This window comes from Oceanobacillus sp. FSL K6-0127 (assembly GCF_037983385.1).
In the GTDB taxonomy this organism is placed as follows: Bacteria; Bacillota; Bacilli; order Bacillales; family Amphibacillaceae; genus Oceanobacillus; species Oceanobacillus profundus.
In genome coordinates this window covers 3,328,850-3,347,544 of sequence record NZ_CP150287.1, presented here as the reverse complement: position 1 = coordinate 3,347,544, position 18,695 = coordinate 3,328,850, and the positions used below count along the sequence as shown (strand labels likewise).

At 36.5% G+C, this 18,695-nt stretch carries 15 protein-coding genes and 1 riboswitch; of the genes, 12 read left to right on the top strand and 3 right to left on the bottom strand.

The genetic code is table 11. From position 1 onward, the window contains the following. Positions 1-24 precede the first annotated feature (24 nt). From MHH64_RS16580 to MHH64_RS16560, 5 genes are all read left to right on the top strand, one after another. Positions 25-1,314 (top strand): arsenic transporter, encoded by a 1,290-nt coding sequence (locus MHH64_RS16580; RefSeq protein ID WP_340003283.1) that lies wholly within the window; start codon positions 25-27, stop codon positions 1,312-1,314. A gap of 39 nt (positions 1,315-1,353) precedes the next feature. Then, entirely contained in the window at positions 1,354-1,773 is a 420-nt protein-coding gene (arsC, locus tag MHH64_RS16575) for an arsenate reductase (thioredoxin) (RefSeq protein ID WP_095311392.1), read from the top strand. 457 nt (positions 1,774-2,230) lie between these two features. Beyond that, entirely contained in the window at positions 2,231-3,454 is a 1,224-nt protein-coding gene (locus MHH64_RS16570) for a dicarboxylate/amino acid:cation symporter (RefSeq protein WP_118889717.1), read from the top strand. Between the two features lie 408 nt (positions 3,455-3,862). Then, entirely contained in the window at positions 3,863-5,128 is a 1,266-nt protein-coding gene (locus MHH64_RS16565) for a 3D domain-containing protein (RefSeq protein ID WP_340002043.1), read from the top strand. A gap of 467 nt (positions 5,129-5,595) precedes the next feature. Further along, positions 5,596-6,534, top strand: coding sequence for a hypothetical protein (locus MHH64_RS16560; RefSeq protein WP_095311398.1), 939 nt, complete (start codon positions 5,596-5,598; stop codon positions 6,532-6,534). 49 nt (positions 6,535-6,583) lie between these two features. Here MHH64_RS16560 and MHH64_RS16555 read toward each other — a convergent pair whose 3' ends face one another. Continuing rightward, complete coding sequence (locus tag MHH64_RS16555; RefSeq protein ID WP_118889718.1) at positions 6,584-7,066, bottom strand: hypothetical protein; 483 nt, start codon at positions 7,064-7,066, stop codon at positions 6,584-6,586. Positions 7,067-7,316: 250 nt separating this feature from the next. Continuing rightward, a riboswitch (cobalamin riboswitch) is annotated at positions 7,317-7,511 on the top strand. Positions 7,512-7,707: 196 nt separating this feature from the next. Here MHH64_RS16555 and MHH64_RS16550 point away from each other — a divergent pair. Then, positions 7,708-9,393 carry an acyl-CoA dehydrogenase family protein gene (locus MHH64_RS16550; protein WP_340002042.1) on the top strand — a complete coding sequence of 562 codons (1,686 nt, stop codon included), beginning with the start codon at positions 7,708-7,710 and terminating at the stop codon, positions 9,391-9,393. Positions 9,394-9,401: 8 nt separating this feature from the next. Beyond that, positions 9,402-10,298 (top strand): NAD(P)-dependent oxidoreductase, encoded by an 897-nt coding sequence (locus MHH64_RS16545; protein WP_095311403.1) that lies wholly within the window; start codon positions 9,402-9,404, stop codon positions 10,296-10,298. Between the two features lie 198 nt (positions 10,299-10,496). Here the strand turns inward: MHH64_RS16545 and MHH64_RS16540 are convergent, their stop codons facing one another. Beyond that, positions 10,497-11,546 carry an enoyl-CoA hydratase/isomerase family protein gene (locus tag MHH64_RS16540; protein ID WP_340002041.1) on the bottom strand — a complete coding sequence of 350 codons (1,050 nt, stop codon included), beginning with the start codon at positions 11,544-11,546 and terminating at the stop codon, positions 10,497-10,499. Positions 11,547-12,075: 529 nt separating this feature from the next. Between MHH64_RS16540 and MHH64_RS16535 the strand changes: the two genes are divergently transcribed. The 5 genes from MHH64_RS16535 to MHH64_RS16515 all read left to right on the top strand — a co-directional run bounded on the left by MHH64_RS16535 (position 12,076) and on the right by MHH64_RS16515 (position 16,343). Beyond that, positions 12,076-13,587, top strand: coding sequence for a BCCT family transporter (locus tag MHH64_RS16535; protein WP_095311407.1), 1,512 nt, complete (start codon positions 12,076-12,078; stop codon positions 13,585-13,587). Positions 13,588-13,732: 145 nt separating this feature from the next. Then, the gene (locus MHH64_RS16530; protein WP_095311409.1) at positions 13,733-14,293 is read left to right on the top strand and encodes a GNAT family N-acetyltransferase; all 561 of its coding nucleotides are present in this window, start codon (positions 13,733-13,735) and stop codon (positions 14,291-14,293) included. A gap of 74 nt (positions 14,294-14,367) precedes the next feature. Further along, complete coding sequence (locus MHH64_RS16525) at positions 14,368-14,922, top strand: GNAT family N-acetyltransferase (RefSeq protein WP_251659152.1); 555 nt, start codon at positions 14,368-14,370, stop codon at positions 14,920-14,922. 27 nt (positions 14,923-14,949) lie between these two features. After that, entirely contained in the window at positions 14,950-15,402 is a 453-nt protein-coding gene (locus MHH64_RS16520) for a GNAT family N-acetyltransferase (RefSeq protein WP_095311413.1), read from the top strand. A 176-nt stretch (positions 15,403-15,578) separates the two neighbouring features. Further along, a complete protein-coding gene (locus MHH64_RS16515; RefSeq protein WP_340002039.1) occupies positions 15,579-16,343 on the top strand; it encodes an SDR family NAD(P)-dependent oxidoreductase in 765 nt (254 codons plus the stop codon). 101 nt (positions 16,344-16,444) lie between these two features. Here MHH64_RS16515 and MHH64_RS16510 read toward each other — a convergent pair whose 3' ends face one another. Then, entirely contained in the window at positions 16,445-18,670 is a 2,226-nt protein-coding gene (locus MHH64_RS16510; RefSeq protein WP_340002038.1) for a YhgE/Pip domain-containing protein, read from the bottom strand. Positions 18,671-18,695 lie beyond the last annotated feature (25 nt).

Sequence of the window (18,695 nt, the reverse complement as noted above, 5' to 3'; positions counted from 1 at the left end):
TTGGAGGGTAAGGTTTTGTCAGTAATGGTTATTTTATCAATTTTAATCTTTTTAGGTACGCTAATTTTAGTTGTTTGGCAGCCTAAAGGGTTATCAATTGGCTGGTCAGCAATGGGTGGTGCAATATTCGCGCTTATTGTTGGTGTCGTTAATTTTGAAGATGTAATTGAAGTGACGGGTATTGTATGGAATGCAACCTTAACATTTGTAGCAATCATACTTATTTCTTTAATATTAGATGAAATTGGGTTCTTCGAATGGGCTTCCTTACATATGGCGAGAATTGCAAAAGGAAACGGTATAAAAATGTTTGTTTATATTAGTTTGCTTGGTGCAGTTGTGGCAGCATTCTTTGCAAATGATGGAGCGGCATTAATTCTAACTCCGATTGTGCTTGCAATGGTACGAAATTTGAATTTTACGGAAAAAATGGTCTTTCCCTTTATAATGGCTAGTGGGTTTATTGCCGATACAACCTCACTGCCTTTTATCATTAGTAATCTAGTTAATATCGTTTCAGCAGACTTTTTTAATATTGGTTTTGTGGAATATGCATCACGGATGATTATTCCAAATCTGTTCTCATTGGCTGCGACGATTATTGTGTTATTAATCTACTTTAGAAAAAGTATCCCTAAAACGTATGATTTGTCAAAATTAAAAGAGCCGAATGATGCAATTCGGGATGCGAAAATGTTCAATTTATCCTGGTATGTACTAGGAATCCTACTTATTGGTTACTTTACGAGCGAGTTTATTCAGGTCCCTGTTTCGTTAGTTGCAGGAGTCATTGCCATCTTCTTTATTCAAATGGCAAGAAAAAGTAAAGTGGTCAACACAACGGCTGTTATAAAAGATGCACCATGGAATATCGTCTTTTTCTCAATTGGAATGTACGTGGTCGTTTTTGGTCTGCGTAATGCCGGACTAACAAATCTATTGGCTGATCTTATTCAAGCAGCTGCAGAACAGGGATTGTTTGTGACAACAATAGCAATGGGATTCATCGCAGCTGTTCTATCATCCGTTATGAATAATATGCCGACTGTTATGATTGATGCTATTGCAATTTCTGAAACAAATACAACAGGTGTCATCCGGGAAGCATTAATATATGCGAACGTAATTGGATCGGATCTAGGTCCGAAAATTACACCGATTGGTTCACTTGCCACCTTACTTTGGCTGCATGTGTTGTCAAAAAAAGGCGTGAAAATATCATGGGGAACTTATTTTAAAACCGGTATTGTCCTCACAATGCCTATACTGTTCATAACTTTACTCGGTTTATATTTTACACTTTTACTTTTTTAACATGAATTAGTGAAATAATAAAAGAAATGGAGCTTGATGATGTCTAATAAAACAATCTACTTTTTATGTACAGGAAATTCCTGCCGAAGCCAAATGGCAGAAGGATGGGCGAAGAAATATCTCGGTGATGGTTGGGAAGTCAAAAGTGCCGGAATTGAAGCACATGGATTAAATCCGAATGCAGTAAAAGCAATGAAAGAAGTGGATATTGATATATCCAAACAAAACTCTGAAATAATTGATACCGAATTCTTGAACAATGCAACATTGGCTGTTACGCTTTGCGGAGATGCGGCAGATAAATGCCCAGTAACCCCGTCACATGTTAGACGAGAGCATTGGGGCTTTGATGACCCAGCAAAAGCAAAAGGTACCGAAGAGGAGAAATGGAAAGTATTCCAGCGAGTTCGTGATGAAATAGAAGAGCGAATTAAACGATTTGCAGATACAGGTGAATAAATTTGAAAAGGTATAATAATGCTCCCCTGAAAGTTAACAGAAGAAACTTTCAGGGGAGTTTTTGGAACGCATAACTTGTAAAATACAAAGTATTTTAAATAGGGCTAACCCAACAAGTGCACAGACTTTTGTTGGCAAGTTGGTTCTTAAAATATTAGAACATGCATAAAAATAAAAAACTGTATGGGCTAGTTTATCTGCTTGTAATCTAGATTGAGCAGGGAAGTCTAATGAGGTCTTTTCATGAGAAGTAATGAGACAGTAAGTTTGTAAAATGAAGATGGAACTGATTGTAATGGTCCTTAAGTAATAATTGTATTAGAAACAAGTGAAAGGAGGAGATATAATTTAGCTAAAGTACAATATAGTCAATTGAGATAAAGCATTCGTTAGCCATACAGTTGATTTAAAAAGAACCATTTGATTCTTAACTTATAATTAAGAAGGGTGGAGCTATATGAGCTTAACGAAAAAGATTTTAATAGCTCTGGTATTCGGTGTCGTTGTAGGGATAGGGTTCACATTTGTACCGGAAAGTATATTTTCGAATATAGATACCTATGTGTTAACGCCTGTAGGTCAAATCTTTATTAACTTAATTATGATGATTGTTGTACCAATTGTATTCGTATCAATTGTTCTTGGAACCGCTGGTCTTGGAGAGCCAGCTAAACTAGGAAAAATAGGCATTCAAACCATTTCTTTTTTCCTCGTTACTACTGCAATTGCTATTTGTATCGGCCTTGCATTAGCATTTTTAATAAAACCAGGTGCAGAAGGTGTATTTGATATAGGCAATGCTAGCTATGAAGCAAATGACGCACCCCCTGTGATGGACACGATTATTAATATCATTCCTGATAATCCCATTAGTTCAATGGCTGCAGGAGATATGCTGCAAATTATCGCATTTGCAATTTTCATTGGGACTGCTCTTGCCTTCTTAGGTGAGAAAACTCAAGGCATCAATCGTTTATTTGAACAAGCAAATGAAATATTAATGTTTCTAGTAACTCTTATTATGAAAGCGGCCCCATATGGTGCCTTTGCTTTAATTGCCTCTGCAATTGGAGGTGCTGGTTTAGATGCTGTTGGTTCAATGGGAGCGTATATGGGAACGGTTATATTAGGATTGTTTATTCATGCAATAGTCATTTATAGCTTAGCCATCTGGCTGGTTGGAAAAGGAAATCCAATCAATTTTTATAAAGGATTTTTTCCAGCAATGTCTGTTGCGTTTAGTACGTCCAGTTCAAATGCAACTCTGCCAGTTTCCATGAGAGCTGCACAGGAAAATCTTGGAGTAAGTAAAGAAATCAGCAGTTTCGTACAGCCATTAGGGGCAACGATTAATATGGATGGAACTGCAATTATGCAAGCAGTAGCTGCAGTTTTTATTGCCCAAGTATATGCAATAGATTTGGATTTTACTGCTATCATCATGATTATTTTAACTGCAACCTTGGCTAGTGTTGGAACTGCCGGGGTGCCAGGAGTTGGATTAATCATGCTTGCCATGGTATTGCAACAGGTTGGCCTGCCTGTTGAAGGCATTGCTCTCATTATCGGTATCGACCGCTTACTGGATATGCTGCGCACGTCCCTTAATATTACTGGGGATGCGGCTTGTGCCTATATTATTTCTGAAAATGAAAAGCGAATCCAAGCAAAAGCAAAATAATCATTTTTCAAAGATGTTGTGTTTAATAGATAAATAAAGCAACCTCCAAGTACGTGTCCTTGGAGGTTGCTTTATTTTGGCTTAGAGTATAATCGACAATAATTTCTAATGGAGATATAAAACAACTGTGATTATTATTATTCAATTCTATTAAAATTGACTTCCGTAAGATTGTTGTAATTTAATTAGTTAACATTATTAAGGAAAATAAACTTACACCCCTCTGTGAAATACAATTGTAATATTATCATAATATCTATGACATTTGATAATGGTATACTACAACAAGCCTAGAACAGGTAAAAATTAGTATAAAATACATAATTCACATAACTGCAGACAATCAGATTCTATTATCTTGTCTATAAATAGAGACGTAGTCGTGAATTGGAAAACGGGGGAGTCAATTTGAATAGAACCTTAGCAAAACTAATCGCAGTAGTGATGATTGTTGGTTTAAGTAGTTCGTTTTTTAGTATCCCGACCTTTGCAGACAGTACAAACGAATTAGAAACAATTCGTGAGCAACGCTCAAACATTAAGGAAAATCTGACAGAAGCTGAAAGTGAAATCGCAGATGTTATCATAGAATTAGAGACATTATCAAAAGAAATAGAACGTGTTGATACAGCTTTACAAGAAAATCAGAAATTGTTGAGTGAAACAGAAAATAAGGTTGACGGTACATTAGAAGAAATTTCGATCTTAGAAGAAGAAATGAAAGAATTAGAAAAGAAGATTGAAGAAAGATATGAAATTTTAAAAGGTCGAATCGTCTCTACACAACAGTCAGGCGGTAAGATCAGCTATTTAGAAGTTATCTTCGGTTCCCAAAGCTTTAGTGATTTTATCTCACGCGTGTCAGCAGTTAACACAATTACGAACTCGGATGCAGCATTAATCGAGCAGCAAGAGGCTGATATCCAATTAGTAGCGGAAAAACAAGCAACTGTATTCGATAAACTCGATCAATTAAATGAACTAAAAGCAGAACAAGAAGAAACACAATCATTGATTGCTCAGCAATTAGAGCAAAATAAAGAGCAAAAATCATCATTGGAACTAAAGCAAAACCAATTAGCCACGTTGGCAGATGAATTACAAATCGAAGATAGTACACTTGCTTCATTGGAAGGTGAAGTAAAACAGCAAATCGCAAAGGAAAAAGAACAGCGCGAAATTGAATTAGCACAAGCAGAAAAAGCAAAGGAAGCGGCAAAAGCGAAGGAACAGGAAGTCGCAAAACCTGCTAAAACGCAAGTTGCATCAGCTCAAGATAAGCCGGTCGATGAAGGTAAAGTAGTACAGCTGGCTAAAGAAGAGAAGAAAGAGTCGAAAAAAGAACCAAAAAAGGAATCGGATAAGAAGGAATCCGCTTCTAATGGCAAAACTTTTACGGTGACAGCTACTGCATATACGGTTAAAAGTGCGGGAGGCTCTGGTGTTACATCAACCGGAATTAATCTCAGTAAAAATCCAAATGCAAAAGTAATTGCAGTTGATCCAAGTGTAATTCCATTAGGCACTATTGTTGATGTTGAAGGCTATGGTCATGCTATTGCTGGGGATATCGGCAGTGCGATAAAAGGGAAGAAAATTGATGTTTTCGTACCAACTCAAAAAGAAGCTTATAATTGGGGAGTTCGTACAGTAAAAGTTACCATTGTTGAATAAACGATATATAAATAACCGCCCGATTAACGGACGGTTATTTTTTTGCGAAAAAATCATCCCTTGCATGAACAGCAACCATACTGAAGATCTATTACAAACAGTAATTGCTTGAAAAGAAATAAATGACTCTGATGAAAAATTGGATGTGAGAATATACCTTTAACGCATGGATAAAGGAGGAGATTAATGAATATTTTATCAAATCAGGATGGTATTGATACATCCATGATTGAATGCTGGTTTTTTAGATTTTACATTGTTAACATTTAAAAAGTACTCATTCTTAAAAAATGATACAGAAAGTCGAAGCTGACATAGAATGGAATTAAAATAAAAAAGTATAATAATAGAATATAGCCAAAGAAAGACTTGGTAAATACTTCGATTTGAAATCTGATAAAATGAAACCTATTGCGCTTCTTTTACGTAAAAAGAAGTGATGCATATCAATTCTAGGGGGCCTCTTTATGTATGAAGAAATAAATGATCAGCTCATTCGAGTTAGAAGTGCAATGAGCAAGAAACAGAAATGGGAAAAACAGCTTGCTGATTATGAGACAGAATTAATAGATGTTGAAAAAGAGATTAGCAGGTTAGAAGAGCAGCTGTTTGCTGAGAAAAAAGACGTTCAGAAACTGGAACGAATTGGAATAACAAATTTAATACAAACACTTTTTGGATCAAAGCATGAAAAGCTGAGACAGGAAAAGCAAGAAGTTATTGCAGTACAGCTGCAGCTTGAAGAGGCTGAAAAAACGAAGCAAGAAATTAGTAATTCGATGAATGAATTGCATCATAAATTGCAAAGCGTTGTGGATGCAGATCAAGATTACGAATTTCTTTTGTCGACGAAGGAACAAATTATTAAGGAAAGAGATGCTGCATTCGGAAATCGCTTATTTGAATTAAATGAGCGTGAAGGTGATATAAGAGCATACATCACAGAGTTAAATGAAGCGATTGAAGCAGGATATAATGTAAAAGATGCATTAAATAATGCAATGAGTTCCCTTGAAAGTGCAGAAGGTTGGGGGACATTTGATATGTTTGGTGGAGGGATGATTTCTAGTATGGTTAAGCATGATCATATTGATAAAGCGACAAACCATATCCACCAAGCACAAACAAGGATGCGAAACTTTCAGAAAGAATTATTAGATATCGATGAAGTGACAAACCTGCAAATTGATATTTCAGGAATGTTGAAATTTGCGGACTTTTTCTTTGATGGTTTAATTGTAGATTGGATGGTTCAAGGGAGAATTCAAGACTCTTTACAACAAGCAAGGGATCAACATGCAAGCGTTGTATCGGTTATTCGAAAATTAGAAATGACCTTGAATGAAAAAGAAATAGAGCTTTCTGCCACACAAACTGAGAAAACAACTCTAATAGAACAGCTATAAATGATACCTTCCTCAACTATTAGACATAGGAGAGGGAGGTAACATTTATTTAATTGGATAGTTTTTCCTTTATTTCTTGTAATGGAAATTCAATTGCGATATCAACGCCATCTAAAATAAGTAATGTCGAATCATATGCAAGTTTTTTTACCTTTTCAGGATTAACATCGTCCTTCATTTTATATTCTAAGTGAACAGACATTTCAGTATTCGGTTCGAAATATCCGGAATGGCCACTCCCTAAAGACAACATTTTATTATAGTTTGTACGTTTCTCCATTACCATAACTTCAGATAATTTCTCATTTGGCCGTATGACGAATTCAATTCCAAATGGATGCTGTCCAGGATAATCAAAATCACTTTCAATTGGTATTTCACCATTATTTTTGATTTTAAAATCATAACGCAATAAACCTTCTGATTGAATAACAGTTATCTCTGTATCTGTAATTTCAAGCTTATCTTGATGTTCAAAGCCTGTTAGGATACTAAATGCGAGAAATAAAACAAGCAAAAATCCATTCTTCATGTGTACCCTCCTTTAGTTGTGTCATATTGTAGTGTGGAAATAATTAGAAGATCCTATGCATCGATTGAAAAAATTATCGTTCGAGGAAATATAAAAGGACAGATGATCAACTATAAATATGTAATTAGTGAGTTTATGGCTCAATCAATTCAAATTTTCATATTTTTAGTAATGCATTTGGAGAACAATCCCAAATCAAAAAAATGTATTGTTTATATGAACGAACAGTGCTATAATTTTAAAATAACTGAATAGTTTTAAAGATATAGGTGCAATAATATTTACTTTTATTGCTTAAAAGGGAAGTTCGGTGAAAATCCGACGCTGTCCCGCAACTGTAATTGGGAGCAATTCGATGGATACCACTGTTTATTGCTGTAAATGGGAAGGTTCGAATTGTGATGATCATATAGCCAGGAGACCTGCCTATATCAGACGGCATTTAATCCTACGAGGATAGGAGGTGTTACGTGTATAATGAAGCCTTGTTATTTTTAAAAACAAGTTTTGCTTGTATTTTATCATGCATGCTGACAACTTCCATTTGGATTGTTAGTGTGCATTTTTTTGGTTCTTTGTAAGTGCTTTCAACAAAACTGAAACATACTCATTAATAAAGGATTAATAAAGGAGGAAAGCATATGGAAAAGGTTGAATCAACTAATAAGCATACGTTATTCCCGAACGAGCAATCAGTCATATCGTTAGATTTTCAAGAAGAGGAAAAGCTAATTGCGAGGACAATTGATAAATTCATTCAAGAACACGTAAATCCATCTATAAAAAATCTTGAAGCGTATGATTACGAGCTTGCGAAAAAGCTGTTTCGCGATGCGGGTGACCTTGGATTACTGGGTGCAGATGTTCCCGAATTATACGATGGAATGGAACTCGGTAAAAAGACAGCAGGTTTAGTTGCAGAACGAATGGGATATGGAGCGTCTTTTAGTGTATCCTTTAACATTCATACAGGAGTAGGAACATTGCCATATGTCTATTTTGGTACTCCAGAGCAAAAAGAACGATATTTGCCAAAGCTCGTATCGGGAGAATGGGTAGGAGCTTATGCATTAACAGAACCAAATGCCGGATCAGATGCATTGGCATCCGAGACAAGTGCTGTATTAGATGAAAAAAGTGGGGAATGGGTGTTAAATGGGGAAAAGCAATGGATAACGAATGCCCATATTGCTAGTGTCTTCGTTGTTTTCGCAAAAACGGAAAGTGGTATTACGGCATTTATTGTAGAGCGATCAATGTCTGGTGTTTCAATCGGTTTAGAAGAGAAAAAAATGGGCATTAAAGGGTCATCGACAGCAACTCTTATTCTGGAAAATGTCAGGCTGTCAACTGATCAAGTGCTCGGTCAGATTGGGAAAGGACATTACATTGCACTCAATATTTTAAACCTAGCTCGTTTAAAACTTGCCTTTGCTAATGTTGGTACGGCAAAACAAGCACTGTCTCTGGCAGTGAATTATGGGAAAGCACGCAAACAATTTAAACAAGAGCTTACCCGGTTTACGATGATTCAAGAGAAACTGGCTAACATGGCTTTAGCTATTTTTGCATCTGAAAGTGCTGCCTACGTGGCCGCGAATCGATTGGATGAACTACATGTAAATTCTTCCAACGAAGATGATATACTAGGTAAGCTTTCTAATTATGCAGTTGATTGTTCGATTAATAAAGTATATGCATCAGAGGCTTTAGACTTTATTGTTGATGAAGCGTTACAAATTCATGGTGGTTATGGATACATGCAGGAATATGAGGTTGAGCGTTTATACCGAGATGCAAGAATCAATCGATTATTTGAAGGAACAAGTGAAATTAATCGCCTTACAATTGTGAGGTCTTTTCTAAAATTATATAATAAAGATAAATCGATAATCGAACAGGATGAAACACAAACCCATTCTCAGAATCTATATATCCACTATTCTAAAGAACTATTAAACATAATTATGAAAGCGTTTTCCAATAGTGATAATGTAGTCCTTAAACAGGACCAAGAGATTCAAAGAATGCTTGCAGATGTTATTAAGGAAATTTATGTGATGGAATCTGTACAGTTAACTGCTCAAGCAACAAGGTCAAATCAGGATTTAAAAGAAACGATGGCAGAAGTACTTTGTGAAGAGGGATATTTCGGAATTGAAAGGAATGCCGTTGTGATTATATCCTCGATCATTTCAAATGATGATAAAAAGCAAGCCTTTCTTGATGAAATAAACAATTTTACCTTGCCAATGTATTCTAATTTAGTTGCTAAGAAGCGTAAGATAGCAATGGAAGTTATCTCAAATAATGGGTATAAGAAATGAGGGTGAACATGAAGAAAGTCGGTTTTATTGGTTTAGGGAATATGGGGCTTCCAATGTCAACTGGATTAATCAATGCAGGTTATCATGTTGTTGGGTACGACTTAAATGAAGAAGCAGCACGTTCATTCAAGAAAGCAGGTGGGGAAATTGCTGCATCCATTGCACAAGTCGCAGAGAGAAGCGAGCTCATCCTGACAAGTCTTCCATCGGTAAAAGCAGTGGAAGAAGTCTTCTTAGGGGAAGAAGGGTTAGTTAATAATGTCAAACCAGAACAGCCGTTAATAGACACGAGTACAGTTTCACCTGATTTGAATGTGGAAATTGCAAAGGTCTGTACAGAAAACAGCCTTGATTTCTTGGCAGCACCTGTAAGTGGGGGAGTCATTGGCGCAGTGAATCAAACATTAACTGTCATGGTTGGAGGGCCGAAGCAGATTTATGAACAAGTGCTTCCAGTGTTTCAAGTTCTTGGAGAAAATATATTCCATGTTGATGAACAAATCGATAGTGGAACGACGGTGAAATTGATTAATAATCTACTAATTGGATTCTACACAGCTGGAGTTAGTGAAGCGTTACAACTAGCAAACAAAAAGAATCTTGATTTGGATGAGTTATTCTCCATGCTGAATGTGAGCTATGGGCAGAGCCGTATATATGAACGAAATTATAACAGCTTTATTGCTAAAGAAAACTATAACCCAGGATTTTCTTTAAAACTGCTACGAAAGGATCTCGAATTTGCAATGGAGCTAGCGGACGAGAATCAGCTTGATTTGCCAATTAGCAAATCGTTGCTCGCTTTATATCGAACAGTTGAACGTGAAGGTTACGGTGATCAAGACATGGCGGTACTCTATGAACAAGTAAAAAAACAATCCAATAAGAAGGAAGCAACACAATGATTTCTTCAAATGTAAGGTTTTTGAAAAGCTCTTTAGGATGTTGCAGTTGCGGTAATTTACGGTCGTGAAGTCCAACTTTAGGGCTTTGTAGATGTGACTGTTCAGCTAAATATGTTATGTACAACAGCATTAGAATTAGAACGCAGAAAACCCGATTCCTTTCACCTTAAGAATCGGGTTTTTATTGTATGTTATAAATCAGAATGAGTGCTGAAAAAAGGAATCAACCATCATTGAGGATACCTCAGATAATTGTTTGTAGTTGTATTGCGGATTCTGATCTTTGTCAATAACTACTGACCGCACCCCTTCGTAAAAGTCTTCCGAACGAAGGAAATTCGCTGCTAAAGTTAAATCTGTATCTAGACAATCCCGCAGAGACTTCATTTCTCCTTCTATTAGCTGCCTTAAAGTAACCTTCAGCGATACGGGTGATTTGGATTGTAGTGTTTTCATTGTTTGTAAGGAAAAATCACTTTTATCTGTCTCTAAAGATTCAATAATTTCTTCTACTGTAGAATGAGCAAAATGTTTATCAATCTCCAACTGTATGGAAGCAAGTTTTCCTGTATGTTCTGGCTCTCTTTTGAAGTTATGAATCATTTTATCAAGTGCAGCAGCCGGGTTCTCATCTTGATGCCAATCCGTTTTATTAATTAGTTCAAACAATGAGTTTAAGCTCTCACTTGGAATAAAAGCATCAGCACTATTTGCATAGATAACATCAGAAGCTTTTAACACCTTTGCAGTAAGGGCTAAGTACCGTCCAATCTGTCCAGGAGCCTTGTTTAGAAAATAGGCTGCACCGACATCCGGAAAAAAACCAATATTCATTTCTGGCATGGCCCACTTTGTCCGCTCTGTTACAATTCGGTGGCTAGCTCCTTGAGAAAGCCCGATACCGCCACCCATTACGATTCCATCAAGGCATGCAAGGATTGGTTTTGGGAAGTTGGCAACAAGCTGATCTGTTTTATACTCCTCTTGAAAGAACTGAATCGACTGCTTGAATGCTGCTTCGCTTTCCTTCGATTGATATAAGGTTTTAATATCTCCTCCTGCACAAAATCCTTTCTCTCCTGCTCCTTGAAGGATAACAATCCGAATTGCAGGATCATCTTCCCACTGGATAAGTTTGCTCTTTATCGAGACGATCATCTGATAGTTTAATGAATTGATTGCTTTCGGCCGATTTAAGGTGATGGTCGCAACCCCATTTTCAGTAATTGAAAATAAAACTTCACTCATACATATCTCCCCTTATCATGACTAATTTTTAAAAGCGTTTTCAATACTTTATACTTTATCATGCTCGTAATCTGTTTCGATTCTCCAATAAATTCGAAAACTTCAAAGGTAACTAATTCTAATTATATCATACCAATTTCTACCGTCCTTTTGCCATCAATATATTTGTGGATCATTAAAATAAAAAAGGTTTACTAAATAATTCACTGCTACGTAATAGATTAGGACCTATTCATAAAAAAAGTATGAAATAGTGCTATTTAGAAATAATAAAAAGACAATCTGATTAAAAGTACTTAATGATAATATCATTCCACATTCAATAAAACCGTTCATAGTCAATAGATCCATGGTTTAAATACCTATGTAGCTTCTTTGTCATCTAAGAGGGCCTATAGATTGTAATCAATACTTTTTCTAGGTATACTGTAACTTTATCAATGTCAACATCAACTATTGAATTATACATATCTTGAAAATTGTATCGATACTTAGATGATGTAAAGCGTACTAAAAGGAGTTTTTATGAATGAAGTCAACAAACAAAGTACAACCTGTTTTTTACTGGGCAATCGGGATACTGGCTGTGATTATTTTTTCTGGTGTCATATTTCCAAACACACTTGAAAGCATAACGGAAAGTATCAAGGGGTTTATTTCGGCTACTTTTGGTTGGTATTATTTAATAGTCGTGACATTTTTTGTGATTGTATCCTTGTATTTGATTTTAAGTACTTATGGGAATATTAAGCTTGGAAAACCAGATGAGAAGCCCGAGTATGGCTATTTGACATGGTTCGCAATGCTATTTAGTGCTGGTATGGGAATTGGTTTAGTCTTTTTTGGTGCAGCAGAACCACTTTCACATTTTGCAATTCAGTCACCTACGGTTGATGAAGGAACAACTGAAGCAGCAAGAGAAGCCATGCGGTTTGTTTTTTTTCATTATGGTGTACATGCTTGGGGTATTTATGCTGTGATTGCACTTTGTATTGCATACTTTAACTTTAGAAAGGGAAAATCCGGTTTAATCAGTGCTACTCTTTCACCAATTATGAAAACAGATGGAATAGCAGGTAAGGTAATCGATACGTTTGCTTTGGTTGCAACGGTTACAGGTATTGTAACTAGCCTTGGTCTTGGAGCAGTACAGATGAATGGCGGACTCTCATACTTAACTAACTTACCAATTTCATTTTTTATTCAAGTAATTATTATCATTATCGTAAGTATGCTATTCTTAACTTCCGCTATGACAGGCCTAGATAAAGGGATTCGTCTACTTAGTAATTTTAATATGATGTTAGCTTTAGTTTTGTTTTTATTTATCGCGATATTTGGCGGTGCTACGCTATATTCGTTAGACCTTTTCACAAACACAATTGGAACATATATACAGACCCTTCCTGAACTGAGCTTTCGTAGTGCCCCAGGTAGTCCTGTAGATAGGGAATGGATTACGAATTGGACATTGTTCTATTGGGCATGGTGGATAGCTTGGTCTCCGTTTGTGGGTACTTTTATTGCAAGAGTGTCAAGAGGACGTACAATTAGAGAATTTACGATTGCAGTTTTAATCGTTCCTTCTTTAGTTGGATTTATATGGTTCTCATTGCTAGGTGGAACTGGAATTTTGCTTGAAGCACAAGAAATTATTAATGTTGCGTCGCTTGCAGAAGAAGAAATGTTATTTAGTATCTTAAGTACAATGCCGTTTAGCACGATTGCATCTGTTTTAACAATCCTTCTAATAGGGGTATTCTTTATAACTTCTGCTGATTCAGCGACATTTGTTTTGAGTATGCATTCTACCAATGGATCGTTAAATCCGAAAAATCGAATTAAATTCGTTTGGGGAATTGTACTTTCATTAACTGCAATTACACTATTATACAGTGGTGGACTGCAAGGAGTACAAAATATGATGATTATTGCTGCTTTTCCATTTTCGATTATTCTGCTGTTGATGGTGTTTGCGCTTATGAAGTCACTCCGATTGGAAAAGTTAAAACAAAAAGCTAAGTTAAGAAGTAAGGAATAAGGAATCATTTTTTGTTCTAAATTCAAAAATACCAATGGATTTTTATCTGTTGGTATTTTTTTATGGATAAATCACTCGGCATATTGCATTATAAAAAGAAAAACTGTATTATTATAAAAATTAAATTATTTGGTTGGTGAGAAAGATGAATCCAGTATTGAAAGAATTTCCTGAAGAATTTACAACAGAACGATTGATTATTCGCATGCCAAGACCGGGAGATGGAAAAGTTGTTTATGAAGCAATAAAAGCCTCAATGAAGGAATTGAAGCCGTGGATGCCCTTTGCCCAGCAGGACCAAACAGAGCAGGATGTTGAGCTGAATATTCGATCGGCTCATACTTCTTTTTTGACGAGAGAAGATCTTAGATTACTTGTTTTCCATAAAGGGACTGGAGAATTTATTGCATCTTCTGGTCTGCATCGGATTAACTGGTCTATTCCTAAATTTGAAATTGGTTATTGGATTGATACTCGCTTTAGTGGAAAAGGATATATGATAGAAGCGGTACAAGGTATTGCGGACTTCGCTTTCGCGGAATTACATGCCAAGCGGCTAGAAATACGTTGCGATACACATAACCAAAAAAGCCGAGCAATTCCGGAGAAATTAGGTTTTGTGTTAGAAGGTATTTTAAAAAATGATGATCTTTCTCCAGATACGAATGAACTGCGAGATACATGTGTTTATGCGAAGCTTGCTTAAGCTAATTTTGGTTATACTAATAAGGAAAGTAGGTTAAATTTATGAAAATCGGTTTGATAGGGAGGATAATATCGATGACGACTTTATTTTTAGTCCAACATCAAAAAAAATACGCGGAAGAAATATCCCGTCTATCCTCAGCAGTTCAAGTAAAAGAGGCATTGGGATTGGATGACGAACAGACTTCTATAGAGGGGACAATAAATTTTATTACCCATGTTTTCGAACAGGAACGGCTTGGGAAACAGTTTTCCAGAGTAATATTGAACGATGGTGGGGAACTAATAGGTGTGATTACATTGAAGGATATTGATCGGATTCATAATAGGTGTCACATTGGTACTTGGATCGGTTACCCCTACTGGGGAAAAGGCTATAATGCAATGGCTAAAACTGAAATTCTGCATATAGCTTTTTCAAAGTTCCGATTAAAAAATGTATTTGCAGGTGCAAAACGAGAAAATATCCGTTCCCAAAAAGCACAAGAAAAGCTACCATACATAAGAATTGGAGTGGAGAAGGAATTTCCTGAGGAGCATCGAAAGCTTGAAGCACAGGCTGAGGCACCATGCATATTAAATGTAATTGAAAGGCAGCGGTTCATGGCGTGGTATAGAAGTACAATATGAATTTTCGAAGAGGAGCATATAATAGGAATGAACATTAGAGAAATCCAACTTCATGAAAGTCCACCAATGGACTTATTGCTCATGGCCGATCCTTCTCAAAAGCTTGTTGCTGCGTATTTAGAAGGAGGGGATTGCTATGTTTTAGAAGAGAAAGATCAAATAATCGGTGTTTATGTTCTTATACCAACAAGAACAGGAACAGTTGAATTGATAAATATTGCGGTGGCAGAGACTGCACAAGGAAAAGGGATAGGCAAACTACTAGTAATGGATGCACTTAAGCGAGCTAGACGGGATGGATTTAAAATAATAGAGATAGGGACAGGGAATTCCAGTATTGGACAATTGGCTCTCTATCAAAAATGTGGATTTCGAATAACAGCTATCGATAGGGACTTTTTCATTCGGCACTATGATACACCTATTTATGAAAACGGCATATGGTGCCGAGATATGATTCGACTGTCACAAGAGTTATAAATTCGATGTGCAGTATATAGCAAAAGGCATCATAAGTAGATTAGTAGGGGGAGATAAAACGTGCAATGAAATTAATTTCTCCTAGTATAAAATACTATAAAGCAACTAATTTGATTTCCGGTAACGCTTTCATTAAAATGTAGTTAGAACTACATCGTACTAAAGGAGGAATTTAAATGGAAGATAAGGTTGTGTTGATCACAGGTGGTGCTGGTGGAATCGGGCAAGAAACGGCACAGTTATTTTTGGATAATGGTGCGAAAGTTGTATTAGTAGATATTAATAAAGATGCACTAGAACGTGCAAAAGCTTCACTAAATGTAGAACCTGATAGGGTAGTAGTTATTGGTGCCGATGTAACAAATGAGGAAGATGTTAAAAATTATGTCAAGCAAACGGTTGATGCATTTGGCAAGATTGATGTATTCTTCAACAATGCTGGAATTAATGGACCTTTCGCACAAATTAAAGATTTGGAGAAAGAAAAATTTGAACAAATCCTTAATATTAACGTTACAGGTGTATTTCTTGGATTAAAGCATGTTATTAAGCAAATGGAAGTTCAAGGTTATGGAAGTATAATCAATACTGCATCGAATGCAGCATATATCGGTTCTGCTGGTATGGCAGGTTATATTGCTTCAAAACACGCAGTAGCAGGTATTACAAAAACTGCTGCACTTGAAACAGCTTCTAGCGGAATCCGTATCAACGCAGTTGCGCCAGCTGCAATAGATACGCAAATGCTGGCTGATATTCAAAATAATATTACGCCAGGAGAGCCAGAAGCATCCGGTGAGGCAATCAAACAGGGGATTCCAATTGGGCGTTTTGGTGCACCGAAGGAAGTTGCTCAAGTAGTCTTATTCCTAGCTTCAGAGCATGCATCGTTTGTAACGGGGTCACTATACAATGTGGATGGTGGTATGCAGGCGGATTAAGGCTGATAGGTATATTTTATTACACAATCCCCCCACCAAAAGCAAACAAACATGTTTTTTGGTGGGGGGATGGTTTATACATAATAAAGTTTTAATCTACATCAATGGAACATACCAGATTCCCTTGATTTTTTAATTAATTTACGTGTCTGTTTATTAATCGGTTGTTTCAAAAAGACTCCGAGTAAGAAAGCCGCGAGTCCAAATAAGGATAAGGATATGACATCTCGTAACACACGGCTCCAGACAATTCCACCAACAGCTTCACGCATCAAGTCAATTGCATACGTGAACGGAAGGAAGGGGTTAATCATTTGGAAGAAGTCTGGCAGCAATACAACTGGATAGGTTCCCCCAGATCCTGCAATTTGCAGAACTAAAAGAACAATTACGGTTGCTTTCCCTATATCACCAAACACAGAAACAAGTGTATAAATGATAACCATGAATATGATGCTGATGAACAGACCAAACACAATTAACCAGCCAGGATGAGCCGCCCCGACATTTAACAACAAGAGGTCACCTGAAGTTATTATTAATGTCTGCAAGATTCCAATTGTCATAAAGGTGAATAGTTTACCGAAATACTGTTCACGTATTGTAAAGCCTTCGGGATTGTGAACGTCGGTTGATAATAGAGAAATAAGTAGTAAACCACCAACCCAAATTGCTAACACCGTATAAAATGGTGTCATCCCTGTGCCATAGTTGGCAATAGGGAAAATCTTATTCTCATCCAATACTATTGGTTCTGAGAAAAATCCTTTTTCAGCATCTGGGTCATTTTGCAGCAGCTGAATAATTTCTTCCAAGTCTGTTTCACCTTGAATCTGTCGGATTCGATCTGCTATTTCCTTAATTTTACTGTTCACATATGGATACTCACCAAGGATGCTTTCCAATAATTCTTTTCCCTCACCGAGATTGGTATCGGTTCGAGCCAAAATATTTTCAATCTCTGGGATAGTTTCCTGAATTTCAACCAATATTCCTCTTGCATCGTTTAAGGTTGTTTTGGCGCTATTTACATTCTCTAATACAGTAGGCTCAATGTTTTCTTTATATTCCTTTACAAATGCATCGACGGATTCATTTGTAGTTGCTGCACGTTCTTTCAATTCATCAAGAACCTGTGTCATCTCGACTTTTGATTCATCTATAAATGATAGGAGGTCGGAGCCAGCATTTTGAATATTTTCAAGCTCCGTTTTCAATGTAGCAAGCTGTTCCAATGCCAATGTTATTTCTTCTTGCTTTGGCTTAATTTCATTTTCATTTCCGTTTTCGTTCCCAATTTCATTCTCAGACTCATTTTCATTCTCAGAACCCGATTGAGGTTGCTCCTGTAACTGCCGTAAAATTGTTTCAATCGATTCGATTTGCTCGATAGCTTGCGAAGTTTTTGTATCGATTTGTTCAGACAAGTTTTCACCATTTGTAAAATCAACATCAGTTGATTGTATATCTTGCATAAATGAATTGATGTTCGCAGTTACTTCTTGTGCTTGTTCTAATCTTTTTTCTATTTCAGGAGCTATTTCATTAAGACGGTTTTCAGCTTCGTTTAGAAATGCTACGGTATCATCAATTGTATGAAGTCCATTTTCAGTTATTCGTTTCGCATCTGGTATTAGTGCTTGAGCGTTATGAATAATATCCGTAGCATGATTCGCATCCGTTAACGAACTAGTTAAGACGTCATGAATTTCCGGTAGTTTTACTTCCATTTCAAAAATGTAGTTTTTAAAACGTTCCATATCCGGCAAGTCATTTTCTAATTCAATTCCAATCGTATTAAATAAGTCAAAAATAACACCATTAACAGTTGAAATGAATTGGCTGCTTACATTTTCTACAATGACACTTGCACCTTTGTCTGTCATCTTCGGACTAATAGCATTTATTTTTTCATTCACATAATATTCAACATTTGCTTTCTCAGGCTTATCACTAATTACAGTAGCCAGCTTTTCTGAAAAATCTTCTGGTATGATAATAACGGCAAAATAATCGCCATATTCAACGCGCTCCATTGCAGTCTGACGGTCTGTGAAGTTCCAGTCCATCGAGTCATCTTCTTTTAGCGTCTCAATTAATTCATCACCAACATCAATATCTTCATCATGAACAGTTGCTCCCAAATCCTCATTTACAATACCAATTGGCATTCGATCGAGCTGACCATATGGATCCCAAGAAGCCTTTATATTAAACCAAGCATAGAGGGAGGGCAGCAGTACAAGTCCCCCAATAATCACTAATGCAATCCAGTTTGTTCCTGTTTTTTTCATATCGGTTGAAAATATCTTCCAACTATTCTTCATTGTTTCGCTTCCTTACTTTAATTTT

Excerpts from the sequence above, each read along its gene's own strand:
- MHH64_RS16580 (WP_340003283.1), top strand. The coding sequence starts at position 25 with ATGGTTATTTTATCAATTTTAATCTTTTTAGGTACGCTAATTTTAGTT.
- arsC (WP_095311392.1), top strand. The coding sequence starts at position 1,354 with ATGTCTAATAAAACAATCTACTTTTTATGTACAGGAAATTCCTGCCGA.
- MHH64_RS16570 (WP_118889717.1), top strand. The coding sequence starts at position 2,231 with ATGAGCTTAACGAAAAAGATTTTAATAGCTCTGGTATTCGGTGTCGTT.
- MHH64_RS16560 (WP_095311398.1), top strand. The coding sequence starts at position 5,596 with ATGTATGAAGAAATAAATGATCAGCTCATTCGAGTTAGAAGTGCAATG.
- MHH64_RS16555 (WP_118889718.1), bottom strand. The coding sequence starts at position 7,066 with ATGAAGAATGGATTTTTGCTTGTTTTATTTCTCGCATTTAGTATCCTA.
- MHH64_RS16550 (WP_340002042.1), top strand. The coding sequence starts at position 7,708 with ATGGAAAAGGTTGAATCAACTAATAAGCATACGTTATTCCCGAACGAG.
- MHH64_RS16545 (WP_095311403.1), top strand. The coding sequence starts at position 9,402 with ATGAAGAAAGTCGGTTTTATTGGTTTAGGGAATATGGGGCTTCCAATG.
- MHH64_RS16540 (WP_340002041.1), bottom strand. The coding sequence starts at position 11,546 with ATGAGTGAAGTTTTATTTTCAATTACTGAAAATGGGGTTGCGACCATC.
- MHH64_RS16535 (WP_095311407.1), top strand. The coding sequence starts at position 12,076 with ATGAAGTCAACAAACAAAGTACAACCTGTTTTTTACTGGGCAATCGGG.
- MHH64_RS16530 (WP_095311409.1), top strand. The coding sequence starts at position 13,733 with ATGAATCCAGTATTGAAAGAATTTCCTGAAGAATTTACAACAGAACGA.
- MHH64_RS16525 (WP_251659152.1), top strand. The coding sequence starts at position 14,368 with ATGACGACTTTATTTTTAGTCCAACATCAAAAAAAATACGCGGAAGAA.
- MHH64_RS16520 (WP_095311413.1), top strand. The coding sequence starts at position 14,950 with ATGAACATTAGAGAAATCCAACTTCATGAAAGTCCACCAATGGACTTA.
- MHH64_RS16515 (WP_340002039.1), top strand. The coding sequence starts at position 15,579 with ATGGAAGATAAGGTTGTGTTGATCACAGGTGGTGCTGGTGGAATCGGG.
- MHH64_RS16510 (WP_340002038.1), bottom strand. The coding sequence starts at position 18,670 with ATGAAGAATAGTTGGAAGATATTTTCAACCGATATGAAAAAAACAGGA.